We start from the raw sequence: 15,072 nt of genomic DNA, 5'->3' as shown, positions 1-15,072 counted from the left end.
TCCTTCAGCCGGTATATCTGGCGATCACCAGATGGCCGGGCGTCGGCCGTCCATCTTCCATCCGCACGTTGATGTCCGTTATCTCGACAAGCTCAAAACCGGTGGCCGTCAGCCGCTCTCTCACATAGGCGTCGGCATGGGCGAAGCGCTGATGCGGGCCGACCATGTAAGCGCGTCCGGCGAGAATTTCTTCGGGCAGGGTTTCGGAGGAGAAAATGAAGAGGCCGCCCGCTGCCAGGTTCTCGGCGGCTCCGAAGAACAACGGTTCGAGCGCCCCGAGATAGGGTAGCACATCGGTTGCGGTGATGATGTCGAAGGCTTCCTCGTCATTGTCCTCGAGGAAATCCTCGACTTCGGCGACGAAGAGTGTCTCGTAGAGATCCTTCTCATGAGCAACCTCGACCATCTTTTCCGATATGTCGATCCCGGTCATGTCTTCGCAGAAGTCGCGCAGGGCGCCGCCGGTCAGACCCGTGCCGCAGCCGAGGTCGAGCAACCGCTTGAATGGTCCGAGCTTCAGCTGCTGCAGGCGCTGGCGCACCAGCATCGGAACGTGATAGCCAAGCTGTTCGACGAGCACGTCCTCGAAGACCTCGGCATGCTGGTCGAACAAGGTCTCGATATAGGCGTCGGGCGCCTTGGCCGGTGTTTCACCGCGGCCCATCGCGGCGATGCGCACGGCGGCTCCGCCGTGGTCGTCCGGATCGATCGTCAGTACTTCTTCATAGGCCGCCACGGCCGCGTCGACATCACCGGCCTTTTCCAGCGCGAGTGCGCGGTTATAGGCCTCGGCAAGGGCTTCTTCGTCGATCTTCTTTGCCATAGCGGTCCATGTCCTTCTGTTGCAGGCATGGCTCTAAGACGGCTTTGGATGTTTTGCAATGGCGCTGCTACGGGTGCAGAATGGTCAAAAAGAAAACGACGAGAGGAAATGCCATGAAAGCGGAGCAAGACAGGCTGCCACCGGCAGTGGGAGAGGAGGGTGAGCGCCCTCTGCTGCTGCCCGGGACGCCGGGCGAGATCACCAACACGCTGATCCATTATTACCGTGGCGAACTCGGACGCATGACGAGCTGGCGCGATCGAATCGACCGGACGTCCAACTGGGCTATCACCGTGGTGGCGGCGCTGCTCTCGGTGTCGCTGTCGACGCCGACCTCGCACCACGGCGTGCTGCTGTTCGGCGTGATGCTGATCACGCTGCTTCTGATGATCGAGGCGCGGCGCTACCGATTCTTCGACATTTACCGGGCCCGCATCCGTCAGATCGAGCGCTGCTATTTCGCACAGATTCTGGCGCCCGACCCCAAGCATGGCAGCGAATGGGCTGCCGTGATCGCCGGCAGCCTGCGCCATCCGCGCTTTCTGCTGAGCTACGGCGAGGCGATGCACCGCCGGCTCAAACGCAATTACGGCTGGATGTATTTCATCCTGCTGCTTGCATGGTGCCTGAAGATTTCGACGCCGAAACTGCAAACAGAGGGAGCGCCGGCACTGCAGGCGCATTCATGGGCCTACGTCATTGACAATGCCGTGCTCGGACCCGTTCCGGGCCTCGCAGTCATCGCAGCGGTCGTCGCCTTCTACACCGGCATCCTCTGTTTTGCGCTGCGTCCGGATCGCGACGAGGGCGAATTCGGCCGTGGCGAGGCGCATGTCTGATCAGTGCAGGATGAACTCGCCTTTCAGCGCCCGCCACTCCGTTGCGGAGATCAGTTTGCGGTGAACGTAGCGCACCGAATGCAACGGCCCGTCAAGCGTTTCCTGCCAGAATTTCAAAAAGCCGCGCATCTCGGGAAAATCAGGGGCAAGGTCATAGTCCTGCCAGACGTAGGTCTGCAGGATCTTCGGGTGATCCGGCAGGTGGTAGAGGATCTGAGCGGTCGTCAGACCATAACCCTGTAGTTGCTTTTCCATGTCTTTGTGCATTGTATTCAGCTTCTTCTCGTTCCCACTCGCGCTTTATTAGTGCCACATGAAATGGAAACATGCGAGTGGTTAACGCAAGCTTAACAGATAGGTTTCTGGAGAGGTATTCTTTTATTTTCAATGACTTGGCAGCATGTCCAAACGAGTGCTGCCAAGCTGATGCACGCGCTCAGACGAAAATCGTGCGCCTGGCCCCGTGCATCACCGCTTCAGATGCCGCGTCAATCGACGCTCGATCCAGGCCCAGAGATGGCGCAGCGCCTCGACGATGGTGAGGTAGAAAATCGCCGCCCAGAGATAGGTCTGGTAGTCGAAGGTGCGGGAGAAGGCGTAGCGGGTTTCGCCCATCAGATCGAGCACGGTGATGATAGCAACGACGGCCGAGCCCTTGATCAGAAGGATGATCTCGTTGCCGTAGGGGCGAAGCGCGACGATGAAGGCCTGCGGCAGGATGATCTTGCGGAATGCGATAGTCTTATGGATGCCGAGGGCTGCTGCTGCTTCGCGCTGGCCGTGCGGTACGCTTTCGATTGCGCCGCGCAGGATTTCCGCCTGATAGGCTGCGGTGTTGATGGTCATGGCGAGCAGGCCGCAATACCAAGCGTCGCGGAAGAACCACCAGAGGCCGACAGCTTCCAGCTGAGGGCGGAACACGCCGAGGCCGTAATAGACCAGGAAGAGCTGGGCAAGCAGCGGCGTACCGCGGAAGAAATAGATATAGGCGTAGGAAAGCCAGTTCAGCAGCCTGTTTTTCGAAAGGCGCGCCATGGCAAGCGGTAGCGAAAGGACAGCGCCGCAGACCACCGAAATGGCAACTAGACTGAGCGTCACCCACAGGCCATGCAGATAACGCGGCCCGTAGCGGGTGAACTTCTCGAGATCCCAGCCATTGATGACGGTGAGGATCAGCAGCGCGGCGAACAACGCCCAAACCGTAACGAAGATATAGCCGGCGAGGCGCGCGGCGGTCATCGGCTTCGCCGCCTCACGCGGTGCGGGCTGTGGCGGGATTAATGTTTCGGCGTAGCTCATCGGCGGACTTCCGAACGCTTGGCCCAGCGATCGACATAGACGAGCAGGAAGGAGGAGAGGATGGCGAGCGCGAGATAGAGACAGCAGGCGATGCCGTAGAAGAAGAACGGCTCCTTGGTCACGCGCACGGCGACATTCGTCTGGCGCAGGATATCAGCAAGGCTGATGATCGAGACGTAGGACGTGTCCTTCAGCAGCACCATCCAGAGATTGGTCAGGCCGGGGAGAGCAATGCGCACGAGTTGCGGCAGAACGATCAGACGCAGCGTGCGGCCGCGATGCAGCCCGAGCGCGTCTCCGGCCTCATATTGGCCCTTGGGAATGGCGCGGAAGGCCGAGAGCAGCACTTCCGAGCAATAGGCGGAAAAGACGACCGACAGCGCGATGACGCCGGCAAAGAAAGCGTTGATCTCGACCGGGGGCCCGACATAGCCGGCAAGCTCCAGAAGAGACTGGATGAGCATCTGCATGCCGTAATAGATGATGAACAGCGTCAGAAGCTCCGGCAGGCCGCGGAAGATCGTCGTGTAGATGCCGGCCGCCAGGCGCAGCGATTTTTCTTCCGATTGCTGGCCGAGCGCCACGAGGAAACCGATGACGAGGCCGATCGGTAGAGTGACCATCGCCACCGATACGGTGACCTGGAGACCAAGCGCAATCTCGTCGCCCCAGCCGGTGTCGCCACAGGCAAGGATCGTCGACCGACCCAACCAGGTGAAAATGCCAACGGGTCCGCACAGCGGATCGAAAATGTGCACAAGTGAGCTCCAGAAGGAGCCGAGCGCGGAAAACAATCCGCCCATGCGAGAATTCCCCTCACGGCTTTTGCCGTTTTGATCTTGCCACCTTTGTCAAACAAAAATGGCGGAAGAGCAAGCCTTCCGCCATTCGCTTGATCGGCCAGATACCGAATTTCTCAGTCGCCGTAAACGTCGAAATCGAAGTACTTGTCCTGGATCTTCTTGTACTCGCCGCTGGCGCGGATCGCTGCGATCGCAGTGTTTAGCTTTTCCTTCAGCGGATCGCCCTTGCGGATGGCGATGCCGGCGCCTTCGCCGTTGATTTCCTTGTCGACCGGCAACGTGGTCAGGATCTTGCAGCAGGCACCTGCGTCGGACTTAACCCATTCGGAGAGAACGACGACGTCGTCGATAACGGCATCGACACGGCCGCTGGAAACGTCGAGCTTGTATTCGTCAGCCGTCGGGTAGAGCTTCAGTTCGGTGTCGGCGAGGTGCTTCTCGGCGTAGTTGGCATGCGTCGTGGAGGTCTGCGCGCCGATTACCTTCCCCTTGAGGCCGGCAACATCGGTAACTTTCGAATCCTTCGGTACGGCGATGGCCGGAGGGGTGTTGTAGTACTTGTTGGAGAAGTCGACGAGCTTCAGGCGCTCCGGTGTGATCGACATGGACGAGACGATCATATCGAACTTCTTAGCATTCAACGCAGGGATGATGCCATCCCAGTCGGTGCTGACGAAGCTGCATTCAGCTTTCATCTCGGCGCAGAGCGCCTTGGCGATATCGATGTCGAAGCCCTGGATCGTGCCGCTGGCATCGACGAATTCGAAGGGCGGATAGGTGGAATCAGTGCCGATCACGTATTTTTCGCCTTCGGCCATGGCCGAGCCGGCAAAGAGCGACATTGCCGCAATCGAGGCTGCCGCGAAGATACGGGTGGAGTTAAACATGAGGATCCTCTCTGTTGGTGGCCGCTGCCTGTTTTTCTCTTGGACTCGCGACCGCAATTCAACGGTGTCGACACCGCCTTGAGGCGATAATCAGACTTTTTTTCAGGGAATTGCAACACAAATTCCCGCGCAATTGTGCGGTGCAAATGACAGGCGAGATGAACGAAAGCAGACTGCAACATTCACGTGAGGTTAATCCAGCGCTTCCTAGAACCGGAACAAATCGGCGGTTTGGCGCTTTGCCAATTCGCCGTTTCGCCTCATTGCGTAGCTAGGGGCGAACCAAGGCCTGTCGGCCTTCAGGAAGCTCAAACAGGATCGAGGAAACCCGATGGGCAAGAAATCAAGATTGTTTGCGAGTGCAGCTTTCCCGCTGCTTTCCCTATCGCTGGCTCTCCAGCCCGCCACGACGATGGCTGCCGTCCGCGACGTCACGACGCCGACCGCCGCGGCCGTGCAGCAGGTGGAACAGGGCAGTTTCGAAGTGGCGCAGGACGCGCCTTCCGAAGAAGAGCTCTTGAAGAAGAAGCGCAAGCAGAAGGAGGAGGCGCCGGCCGAGCAGGCGCCGGCCCCGGAACAGCCGAAGGAGGCGCCCGCCGAGAAACCGAAGGCAGAGCGCAAGGAAGCGCCGGAACCCAAGGCAGAGCCGGAGCCGCCGAAGGCCGAAGCCGCGCCGAATGAGGAGCCGGCACCGCCAGCCGAAAGCAAACCCGAGCGCAAATCCAAAAGGGAAGCCCAGCCAGAGGCCAAGCCGGAAGCCGAGCCCCAGCAAGAGCAGGAGCCGGTAACCCAGGAAAAGCCGAGGAAGCCGAAGAAACAGGCCGAGCCGGAGGTCCAGCCGGAGCCCGAACAGCAGCCGGCCGCGAAGGAAGCCCAGCCGGAGACGGAACAGGCGCAGCCCGAGGCGAAGCCCGAAGGCGGCAAGCGGGAAAAGGGCCGGGATAAGGCTAAGGCGAAGAGTGAAACTATCGCTCCCGAAGCGGTGACACCCGCCGAGGAACAGGCCGCGCCCGAACCCAAGCCGGAGGTAAAACCCACGGCCGAAGCGCCTGCCGCGAAGAAGCCGAAGAAGGGCGAGGCTGCCGCACCCGCGGAGAAGGCAACCGAAGACAAGGCGGCAGCCCCGGAAGCTGCGCCCGCCGAAAAGCCCGCCGACGGCACGGCCGCAAAGCCTGCCGCCGAGCAGCCTGCCGGCGAAAAACCGGCTGCGCCCAGCACCGACACTGCCCAGCCTGCGCCGGATGCCAGCGGCGCTGAGCAGGTCGAGCAGGCGATTCCGGCACCGGAAAAGGTTTCTCCCGAGGAACTGGAGCGCCGCAAGAAGGTTGCCGCGGATCCGGCCAAGAGCAACGAGACCGTCGTGCTGCCGGTTGAGAATGGCGCGGCCGTGCTCGACAGCGACAAGGATGCCGATCGCAGCAAGGGCCGCGAAAGCCGCCGTGATCGCGACAAGCTGCGGGCCGAGAGCCAGGAGGTGAAGGTGCCGACCTCGGATGCCGATGCGCAGGCCGCTGCAGCTGCTGCTGCGCCGGCGATAAAGCTCGAGGCAGTCACCAGCGAGAAGGGCACGAGGCTCGACACGCGGCCGCAATTTGCCCGTCCCGAGGGAGCGCGCATCGACGACCAGACCGACGATACTCGGGTGATTATCCAGTACAATAATCAGATCATCGTGCGCAGCGACGACGACAGACGGTTCCTGCGCGACGGTGAACGACCGATCTATGAAGAGCTCCCGGACAATCGCTATCGCGAGACCATCACGCGGCCGGAAGGCTATCGTATCGTCACCATTCGCAACCGCTACGGCGACATCATCCAGCGGTCGCGCGTCGATGCCCGCGGGCGCGAATACGTGCTCTACTACTCACCTGATCTCTACGAGGATCCTGATCGCGGCTATTTCGACGACCCGGGCGCTGATCTGCCGCCGATGCGGCTGCGTGTCCCGCTCAGCGACTACATCATCGACACCAGCAGCGATCCGGATCGGGACTATTACGAGTTCCTCAGCGAGCCGCCGGTCGAGCAGGTGGAGCGGGTCTATTCGCTTGACGAGGTGAAGTACTCCGCTCGTATTCGCGACAAGGTGCGCCGAATCGATCTCGATACGATCACCTTCGCGACCGGCAGCGCCGAGATCCCGATGACCCAGGCACGCACGCTGCGCAAGGTCGCCGACGCAATCAACCAGGTACTCGAAAAGGATCCGAGCGAAACCTTCCTCATCGAAGGCCATACGGATGCGGTCGGCTCCGACCAGAGCAACCTGATCCTTTCCGACCAGAGGGCGGAATCGGTCGCCAACGTGCTCACTGACGTCTACGGCATAGCGCCGGAAAACCTGGCGACACAGGGCTATGGCGAGCGCTACTTGAAGGTCAATACATCAGAGCCGGAGCAGGAAAACCGCCGCGTCACTATCCGCCGCGTCACGCCGCTGGTTCGTCCGGTCGCCGCCAAACAGTGAACGATGTTGCCCCTCTCCATTCGTGGAGAGGGGCAACTGGACTGGCTGTCCCACACTCCATGTGAACAAAGGTTGGATAGGGACGGCATGCGGGCTTCGAGCACCTGCCGCCCCCATCCTGCCGGTTCTACTCGCCGGCTTTTCTGGCCGCCTTTTCGATGACGTCGGCAACTTTTTCCGGTTGGGATGCGAAGACGGCGTGGCTGGACTTGATCTCCGTCACTTCGCTGCCGGCGCGTTTGGCCATGTCACGCTCCAGTTCCGGGTTGATGGAGCGGTCCTCAGTGGCGACGATCGACCAGCTGGGCTTCGTGCGCCATGCCGGCTCTTCTATCTTGGCTGCGAAGGCCTGCTTTGCGGCGAAGACCTGCGACTTTGCCAGGAAATCGGTCTCGGCTTTTGGAAGGTCGGCGGCAAAATCCGCCGCGAAGGCGCCGGGGTCAAGATAGAGATATTTGCCGTCCTTCGTTTCCTTGATGTCCATGCTGCCGGCCGGCTTCGAGCTGGCGAGGCTCAGCAGGCTTTCGCCCTTGTCGGGCTGAAAGGCTGCGACATAGACGAGACCCGCAACATGGGGATCGTTACCGGCTTCGGTGATCACCATGCCGCCGTAGCTGTGGCCGACGAGCAGCGTCGGTCCTTCCTGAAGGTCTAGAACCCGTCTCGTCGCGGCCACGTCGTCATCGAGCGAGGTGAGCGGTTCCTGGACGATGGTGACGTTGAAGCCGCGCTTTTCGAGGATTTCGGTCGCCTTGCGCCAGCCCGAGCCGTCTGCCAGGGCGCCGTGGACGATCACGATGTTCTTCACCGATGCTGCCTCGGCAGCAAAAGCAATTCCGGCGGTGGCGAAGGCGAGGGCTGCGATGAAAGTGAGATGCTTGTTCATGGGTTTACTCCTTGTGGGCGATGTTGAAGCCTTTAAATGGAACGGTGTCGGATCAGCCGAAGGTGAAGGCGTAGGCTTGGACGCCGGGATCGAGGAAGCGGATCTCGAAGTTGCGGGCAGCGACGGTGCCGGACTGCCGCACGAGCTGGTAAAGACGCGTCGCGGTGACGGCGCCGTTGCCGTCGGCATCGATGTCGGAGCCGTGGTCTGCACCCGGAGCCTTGCCGTCGATCTTCACCTGGAAGCGGACCGGTTTAGCTTCATCGCCGGGTCCGAGAACGAGATGCACGTCACGGGCGCTGAAGCGATAGGTGATGCCGCCGCCTGCCTGATCGAGCGTTGCCTGATCCTTACCAACGGTCCAGGTTCCCGATAGGCCCCAGCCATTGAGGCCCGGCTTGCTGATCGAGTAGTTCTGCGGAGCATCCGCCTGCAGCCCCTCGGGTGAACTGAAGTTCGTCGCCTGCTCGTAGCCGAGATAGGTCTCGCCGGAGCGGACGTTGCCGAGATCGGGACCGGCTTCCACGCCTTTGGCATCGGGGGCGACCGGCGCGCTTGCGGTCATTTCACTTCCGGCCTCGCGCAGCAGGTCCTGAATGGCCTTCTCGGTCCTGCCGTAATTGCCTTCGCCGAAGTGGTGGTAGCGGATCTGGCCCTTGGCATCGATCAGGTAGGCCGCTGGCCAGTAGCTGTTCTCGAAGGCGCGCCAGATCTTGTAGTCATTGTCGACGGCAACGGGGTAGCCGATCTTGAAGTCACCGATCGCGCTTTTGACGTTGTCGATCTTCTTTTCGAAGGCGAATTCCGGAGCGTGGACGCCGATCACCACGAGACCTTGATCGGCATATTTTTCCGCCCAGGCCTTGGTGTAGGGGATCGTTCGAATGCAGTTGATGCAGGAATAGGTCCAGAAGTCGACGAGGACGACCTTGCCGCGCAGCTCTTCGGTGGTCAGGGGCTTGGAGTTCAGCCATTCGACTGCGCCGTCGAGCGAGGGCGCATAACTCTCGATGGGGAGATCGCTGCGGAAAGGCTTCTTTGCATCGGCCGCGACGATCGTCGCGTCGTTGCTCGCGACCTCAGAGGGTGCACCGGCGAGCTCCTTTACATGCAGCCGGTCGAGCACGGCCTGCTCCAGAGACGCGGTGCTGGCATAGGAGAGGCGGGACAGCAGGCTGGTGTCGAGGCCGAGGGCGATGATGGCGACACCTGTGAGCACGGCGGCGCCGAGCACCTGGCGAATGCGATCACCAAGACCGAGCGAACGCTTCATGGCCGCAAATATCTTTCCGCCGACCGACAAGGCGACGGCAAGGGAGGTCGCCGCACCGGCTGCATAGGCCGCGAGCAGGAAGCTCGTCTGCAGGTTGGCGCCCTGCAGGGCAGCACCGGTCAGAACAAGGCCGAGGATCGGCCCGGCGCAAGGCGCCCAGAGCAGGCCGGTAGCAACGCCGAGAATGAGGGCGCTCCTGACCGTCGGCGCCGTGCGTCCGCTGCCGCTGGCGTTCACGAGGTTATTTCCCAGGTCGACGACCGGACGGGCAAGGGTGCTGGCAAAGCGCGGCGAAAGCAGGCTCACGCCGAAGAGTGCAAGCAGGACGATTGCGGCAAGGCGTCCATATTCATTGGCGCGAATGGCCCAGCTGCCGCCGACCGCGGCAAGGGTGGCAACGAGAGCGAAAGTGGCGGCCATGCCTGCCAGCATCGGCAACGTGCTTTTGACGAAGGGCTGGCCGGCGCGGGCGAAAACGAAGGGGAGGATGGGGAGGATGCAGGGGCTGAGAATGGTCAGCACGCCTCCGAGATAGGCAATGATCAGAAGTGTCATCATCGTTCCCTTTGAAACCGATTGATCGGGCTCTGGACGGCGATGGGCCTGAACCAGCAACGGCGCGATGTAGCCGGGCGGAGGTATCTCGGATGTGTCTGGTTTGGCGGGAAAATGTACCGAACTATTGCGCTGGAGCGCAGGTGATACAAAAGAATACAAACTGCCCTATCCGCAGAGGGGATGGCGTATCCGGCGCTCGGACAAAGGCGGGCAGCGCAATTGTATCAGAATGTATCTCGGCGGGCCGGGGCTACATTCGCATTCAAAAACCGCGGCTTATGACATACGAGCGATACAACCCGACCGTCTTTTAAGCACCGTGATCCATTCGACAGGAGAGACCGATGTCCGAGCAAATCAACCACCACCGCCGCCGCTTCTTCGGCATGACAGCCATCGCCCTTGCGGCGTTCGAATTCGGCGTAGCAGGCGCGGCCTCCGCCCAGCCGGCGCCGGCTTCGCCCGCAGCCTTGCCTGATGTGAAGGCTGGAACCCACACGTCCTTCGAAGCGCTGAAGCAGATCAAGACCGACGTGCTCGATATCGGCTACGCCGAAGCCGGCAAGGCGGATGGTCCTGTGGTCCTGCTGCTGCACGGCTGGCCCTATGACATCTATAGTTTCGTCGACGTCGCGCCGCTGCTTGCCTCGGCCGGCTACCGGGTGATCATACCTTATCTGCGCGGCTACGGCACGACGCGGTTCCTCAATGACAAAACACCGCGCAACGGCCAGCCTTCGGCGCTCGCCGCCGATATGATCGCCCTGCTCGATGCGCTCAAGATCGAGAAGGCAATAATTGCCGGCTACGACTGGGGCGGGCGGACAGCCAATATCATGGCCGCGCTCTGGCCGGAGCGCTGCAAGGCCATGGTATCGGTCAGCGGCTACCTGATCGGCAGCCAGGCAGCCAACGAGAAGCCGCTTCCGCCGAAGGCCGAACTTGCCTGGTGGTACCAGTTCTATTTCGCCACCGAGCGCGGCCGTCTGGGCTATGCCAGCAACACCCATGATTTCGCAAAGCTCATCTGGCAGACGGCCTCGCCGAAGTGGAATTTCGACGATGCGACCTTCGACAGATCCGCCGCCGCCTTCGACAATCCCGACCATGTCGACATCGTCATTCACAATTATCGCTGGCGCTTGGGGCTTGTCGAAGGCGAGGCCAAGTACGACGCCTATGAGAAGAAGCTGGCCGCCTTGCCGATGATTTCGGTGCCGACGATCACCATGGAAGGTGATGCAAACGGCGCGCCGCATCCGGAGCCCTCCGCCTATGCCGGAAAGTTCTCCGGCAGATACGAGCATCGCACGATCGGTGGCGGCATCGGCCATAACTTGCCGCAGGAGGCGCCACAGGCCTTTGCGCAAGCGGTGATCGACGTCGATCGCTTTTAGAGGCGGCATCAAGCCGCAGAGCCTCGTTGCTCCGACCGGCGGAATATGCGTAGGTCGCGTCTTGCGCTTCGGCATCATGACCGAGGCGGTGGGCGCGGCCATAGCGTTGAGGGATAAGCAAATATGGATCATGTCGATCATATCCTGATCGTCGACGACGATCGTGAAATCCGAGAGCTGGTTTCGGGCTATCTGCAGAAGAATGGCCTCAGGACCAGCGTTGCCGCGGATGGGCGCCAGATGCGCAGTTTTCTGGACTCCAATGCAGTCGACCTGATCGTGCTCGATGTGATGATGCCCGGTGACGACGGATTGGTGTTGTGCCGCGAACTGCGCGGCGGCCGGCACAAGGCAACCCCGGTCCTGATGCTGACAGCCCGCACCGACGAGATGGACAGGATCCTCGGGCTGGAGATGGGCGCCGACGACTATCTCGCCAAACCCTTTGCCGCGCGCGAGCTTCTCGCCCGCATCAAGGCGGTGCTGCGGCGCACGCGCATGCTGCCGCCTAACCTACAGATCAGCGAGGCGGGACAATTGCTGACCTTCGGTGACTGGCGGCTCGACACGGTCGCTCGCCACCTCCTCGACAAGGAAGGCACCGCGATAGCGCTGAGCGGCGCTGAATACCGCCTGTTGCGTGTCTTTATCGACCATCCGCAGCGGGTGCTCAATCGCGACCAGCTTCTGAGCCTGACGCAGGGCCGCGACGCCGAACTCTTCGATCGCTCGATCGATCTTCTGGTCAGCCGCTTGCGGCAGCGGCTGGGAGACGATGCGCGCGAACCGACCTACATCAAGACGGTGCGTAGCGAAGGTTATGTCTTCTCGGTTCCGGTCGAAATTTCGGAGCCGCGCCAATGAGGGCGGGGATTCCCATGCTTTCGGGCCGTGTGTGGCCGAGAACGCTGCGGTCGAGGATCTTTCTCATCCTGCTGATCGGCCTGGCCCTCGCTTATGGGCTTTCCTTCAGCGTTCTCTACATGGAGCGCTACATGTCGGCCAAGGCGGTAATGCTCGGGACGCTGGAGAACGACGTCGCAACGTCGGTTGCCGTTCTCGATCGGCTCCCGGCGGCCGAGCGCGGCGACCTTATGGAGTGGCTGAGCCGCGGCAACTACCGTTTCGAGCTCGGGCCTGGCCTCGCCGGTGTGCCCGACACCTCCAGCAAGGGCAGGGAGATCGCAGGAAAGATAGAGGCGGCGGTCGGGCACCGCTTCCCGATCCGCATCGAACGAATTCCGGGCGAGATGAACCGGCTGCAGGCACATATGACGCTGAGCGATGGCAGTCCGCTTACCATCGATGTGACACCGAGAGGCGTTATGCCGATCGCCGAATGGCTACCCTACGTCTTCGCCGTCCAGATGACGCTGCTCATCCTCTGCGCCTGGTTTGCGGTTCGTCTGGCAATCCGGCCGCTCGGCGAGCTTGCCGCCGCCGCAGAAGCGCTCGATCCCGATAAGGACGGTCCCGGCTTGAGCGAAACGGGGCCGAGCGAAGTGGCGCATGCGGCGAGGGCGTTTAATGCGATGCGGGAGAGGATCGCTCATTACCTCGAAGAGCGCGTCCAGATACTGGCGGCGATCTCACATGATCTGCAGACGCCGATCACCCGCATGCGGCTGCGCGCCGATATGGCGGAGGATTCGCCCGAAAAGGACAAGCTCGTGAGTGATCTCGCCGAGATCCAGCGCCTCGTGCAGGACGGCATAGCCTATGCACGCAGCGCCCACGGCAGCGGGGATAAGAACGCCCGCATCGATCTTTCGTCGTTCATCGACAGCATAGCTTACGACTATCAGGACACCGGAAAGGCCGTCACGGTCGTCGGGCTGGTTGAGGGTGCCGCCTTCACCAAACCGCATGCCCTTCGGCGCATCCTGTCGAATTTCATCGACAATGCCCTGAAATTTGCCGGCTCCGCCGAGATCAGCGTCGGGCATGACGCGGAAGGGCATGTCGTCATATCGGTCATGGATCGCGGGCCCGGAATTCCGGACGATATGCTGGAAGCCGCCATGCAGCCGTTCTTCCGGCTGGAGCAATCTCGTAACCGGGAGACCGGCGGCACGGGCCTCGGCCTGGCGATCACCCAGCAGCTGACGACCAAGATCGGCGGCTCACTCAGGCTCTACAATCGGGCAGGTGGCGGATTGGCCGCGGAAGTCACTCTTCGGTGACCTTAGGGCCGCCGGAGGTTTTTCCGGCGGATTTGTATGGAAGAATGTCCCGGATACCCGATGCTACGTTTTGTGACATTTCGGAAGATTTCGGAAACATGCAGGATATATCGGCCGGTCAAAACTCACTTCGTCAACCCGGCCGCAGCAGCGATTTCTTCGTGTTTGGCGGCCAATCTACGGAGTGTTTCCATGACAAATATCGAAAAGGTTCTCTATACCGGCAAGACCCGCACCACCGGGGGGCGTGACGGCGCTTCGCAAAGCGACGACGGCCAGCTCGACGTGAAGCTCTCGCCTCCCGGCACCGCGCGGCCCGGCACCAATCCCGAGCAGCTTTTCGCCGCCGGCTGGTCCGCCTGCTTCATCGGTGCGATGGGCATTGCCGCCGGCAAGCTGAAGATTAGGCTTCCCGCGGAGACTGCGGTGAATGCCGAAGTCGATCTCGGAACGACGGACGGCGACTATTTTCTGCAGGCCCGTCTCAAGGTCAGCCTGCCCGGCATCGAGCCGGATGTCGCCAAGGCGCTTGTCGACGAGGCGCACCGGACTTGCCCGTATTCGAAGGCGACACGCGGAAATATCCATGTCGAGCTGAGCATTGCCTGAAGGCGGCAGAAGAAAGGAAATAGGCGAGGCCCAGCCGGGCTTCGCCGATGGAGGGTCCAATGAGATTGATGATCATCTGCGTTCTGGCAGCTGCGGTCTTCGCCGCCCCCTGTATCTTCGACATCAGCTCGCACGAGCCATCGCCACTTGCAGGCCTTGTAACTGTGGCTTCCGCGGTTGAGCAACCGTTTTTCTAAATTCAGCAGGGAGAATGACAGTGAAACTCTATCAGAACGAAATTTCTTCTGCGACCTCGAGGGTTCGGATCGCGCTGGCGCTCAAGGGGCTGACGGCAGAGGCACTGCCGGTGAGCATTCTCGGAGAAGATGCCGAAAGCCGGCAGGCCGGTTATCGAAGCGTCAACCCGCAGGGGCTGGTGCCCGCCTTGCTGACGGACAGTGGCCAGCTGATCACCCAGTCGCTGGCGATCGTCGAATATCTCGACGAGGTTCAGCCCGAGCCGCCGCTGCTGCCCGATGCGGCTGAAGGCAAGGCGCAGGCCCGTTCGATCGCGCTTGCGATCGCAGCCGAGATCCACGCGCTGCTGCCGCCGCGGATCGGCCTGCATCTCAAGGCTGTCTTCCAAGCCGACGCCGACGCCGTTGCCGCCTGGAGCCGTCATTGGGTCGGCGAGGGAATGGCCGCGGTCGAGACGATGATTGCCGGCCGCAGGAATGGCGCTTTCGCCGTCGGAGACCGGCCTGGCATAGCCGACATCTTCCTCTTTCCACAGGCGATCAGCGCCCGGCGGATGGGTTTCGACCTTGCCCGGTGGCCGAATATCGCGGAGATCGTCACCAAGCTGGAGACGATACCGGCTTTTCAGCAGAATGCGCCGGCGCCGAGGAAATGATCCGATTGGTGAAGACGCAGCCAAAAAGGATTTCGTTCTCCACACGACGTCATCCTCGGCCTTGTGCCACTGCTGTCCGGTTTAAATTCGTCACCATTGGAGGCTCATCTGGTGGAGATGGTGTGGCGGAGTGGCGGTGGGTTGCAGCAGGCGGTCGATCCTGCGGCGGTGCATGAGATTGGCGCGCACCAG

General features: G+C 61.5%; 14 protein-coding genes. 7 read left to right on the top strand and 7 right to left on the bottom strand.

All coding sequences use genetic code 11. The features are described 5' to 3' along the window. Nucleotides 1-4: 4 nt before the first annotated feature. Nucleotides 5-823 carry a class I SAM-dependent DNA methyltransferase gene (locus A7X77_RS07585; RefSeq protein WP_064682359.1) on the bottom strand — a complete coding sequence of 273 codons (819 nt, stop codon included), beginning with the start codon at nt 821-823 and terminating at the stop codon, nt 5-7. 113 nt (nt 824-936) lie between these two features. Between A7X77_RS07585 and A7X77_RS07580 the strand changes: the two genes are divergently transcribed. Then, nucleotides 937-1,662, top strand: coding sequence for a DUF2270 domain-containing protein (locus A7X77_RS07580; RefSeq protein ID WP_064682358.1), 726 nt, complete (start codon nt 937-939; stop codon nt 1,660-1,662). Here the strand turns inward: A7X77_RS07580 and A7X77_RS07575 are convergent, their stop codons facing one another. The 4 genes from A7X77_RS07575 to A7X77_RS07560 form a co-directional block, all read right to left on the bottom strand. Continuing rightward, nucleotides 1,663-1,929: an usg protein gene (locus A7X77_RS07575; protein ID WP_064682357.1), complete on the bottom strand. Its 267-nt coding sequence runs from the start codon at nt 1,927-1,929 to the stop codon at nt 1,663-1,665. It abuts the gene before it with no gap. 201 nt (nt 1,930-2,130) lie between these two features. Beyond that, the gene (locus A7X77_RS07570) at nt 2,131-2,961 is read right to left on the bottom strand and encodes an ABC transporter permease (RefSeq protein WP_064682356.1); all 831 of its coding nucleotides are present in this window, start codon (nt 2,959-2,961) and stop codon (nt 2,131-2,133) included. Then, a complete protein-coding gene (locus A7X77_RS07565) occupies nt 2,958-3,764 on the bottom strand; it encodes an ABC transporter permease (RefSeq protein ID WP_064682355.1) in 807 nt (268 codons plus the stop codon). The genes A7X77_RS07570 and A7X77_RS07565 overlap by 4 nt, the downstream gene beginning before the upstream one ends. Nucleotides 3,765-3,877: 113 nt before the next feature. Continuing rightward, on the bottom strand, nt 3,878-4,651 hold the full coding sequence (locus tag A7X77_RS07560; protein WP_064682354.1) for a transporter substrate-binding domain-containing protein: 774 nt from the start codon (nt 4,649-4,651) through the stop codon (nt 3,878-3,880). A gap of 331 nt (nt 4,652-4,982) precedes the next feature. Here A7X77_RS07560 and A7X77_RS07555 point away from each other — a divergent pair, with 331 nt between their 5' ends. Further along, nucleotides 4,983-7,121: an OmpA family protein gene (locus tag A7X77_RS07555; protein WP_064682353.1), complete on the top strand. Its 2,139-nt coding sequence runs from the start codon at nt 4,983-4,985 to the stop codon at nt 7,119-7,121. 127 nt (nt 7,122-7,248) lie between these two features. Here A7X77_RS07555 and A7X77_RS07550 read toward each other — a convergent pair whose 3' ends face one another. Both A7X77_RS07550 and A7X77_RS07545 read right to left on the bottom strand, forming a co-directional pair. Then, nucleotides 7,249-8,007 (bottom strand): alpha/beta fold hydrolase, encoded by a 759-nt coding sequence (locus A7X77_RS07550; RefSeq protein WP_064682352.1) that lies wholly within the window; start codon nt 8,005-8,007, stop codon nt 7,249-7,251. Between the two features lie 52 nt (nt 8,008-8,059). Then, entirely contained in the window at nt 8,060-9,835 is a 1,776-nt protein-coding gene (locus A7X77_RS07545; protein WP_064682351.1) for a cytochrome c biogenesis protein DipZ, read from the bottom strand. Between the two features lie 347 nt (nt 9,836-10,182). On the opposite strand from A7X77_RS07545, the gene A7X77_RS07540 reads away from it, so the two are divergent. The 5 genes from A7X77_RS07540 to maiA all read left to right on the top strand — a co-directional run bounded on the left by A7X77_RS07540 (nt 10,183) and on the right by maiA (nt 14,880). Beyond that, complete coding sequence (locus A7X77_RS07540; RefSeq protein WP_064682350.1) at nt 10,183-11,235, top strand: alpha/beta fold hydrolase; 1,053 nt, start codon at nt 10,183-10,185, stop codon at nt 11,233-11,235. Nucleotides 11,236-11,358: 123 nt separating this feature from the next. Further along, entirely contained in the window at nt 11,359-12,099 is a 741-nt protein-coding gene (locus A7X77_RS07535) for a response regulator (protein ID WP_064682349.1), read from the top strand. Next, on the top strand, nt 12,096-13,418 hold the full coding sequence (locus tag A7X77_RS07530) for a sensor histidine kinase (RefSeq protein WP_064682348.1): 1,323 nt from the start codon (nt 12,096-12,098) through the stop codon (nt 13,416-13,418). Before A7X77_RS07535 ends, A7X77_RS07530 begins: the two co-directional genes overlap by 4 nt. 192 nt (nt 13,419-13,610) lie before the next feature. Continuing rightward, a complete protein-coding gene (locus A7X77_RS07525; RefSeq protein ID WP_064682347.1) occupies nt 13,611-14,027 on the top strand; it encodes an organic hydroperoxide resistance protein in 417 nt (138 codons plus the stop codon). A 217-nt stretch (nt 14,028-14,244) separates the two neighbouring features. Further along, complete coding sequence (gene maiA, locus A7X77_RS07520; protein WP_064682346.1) at nt 14,245-14,880, top strand: maleylacetoacetate isomerase; 636 nt, start codon at nt 14,245-14,247, stop codon at nt 14,878-14,880. Nucleotides 14,881-15,072 lie beyond the last annotated feature (192 nt).

Source organism: Rhizobium bangladeshense (assembly GCF_001662075.1).
GTDB lineage: Bacteria > Pseudomonadota > Alphaproteobacteria > Rhizobiales > Rhizobiaceae > Rhizobium > Rhizobium bangladeshense_B.
Note: the sequence above shows the minus strand (reverse complement) of the source record. Positions and strands in the feature narration are given on the sequence as shown.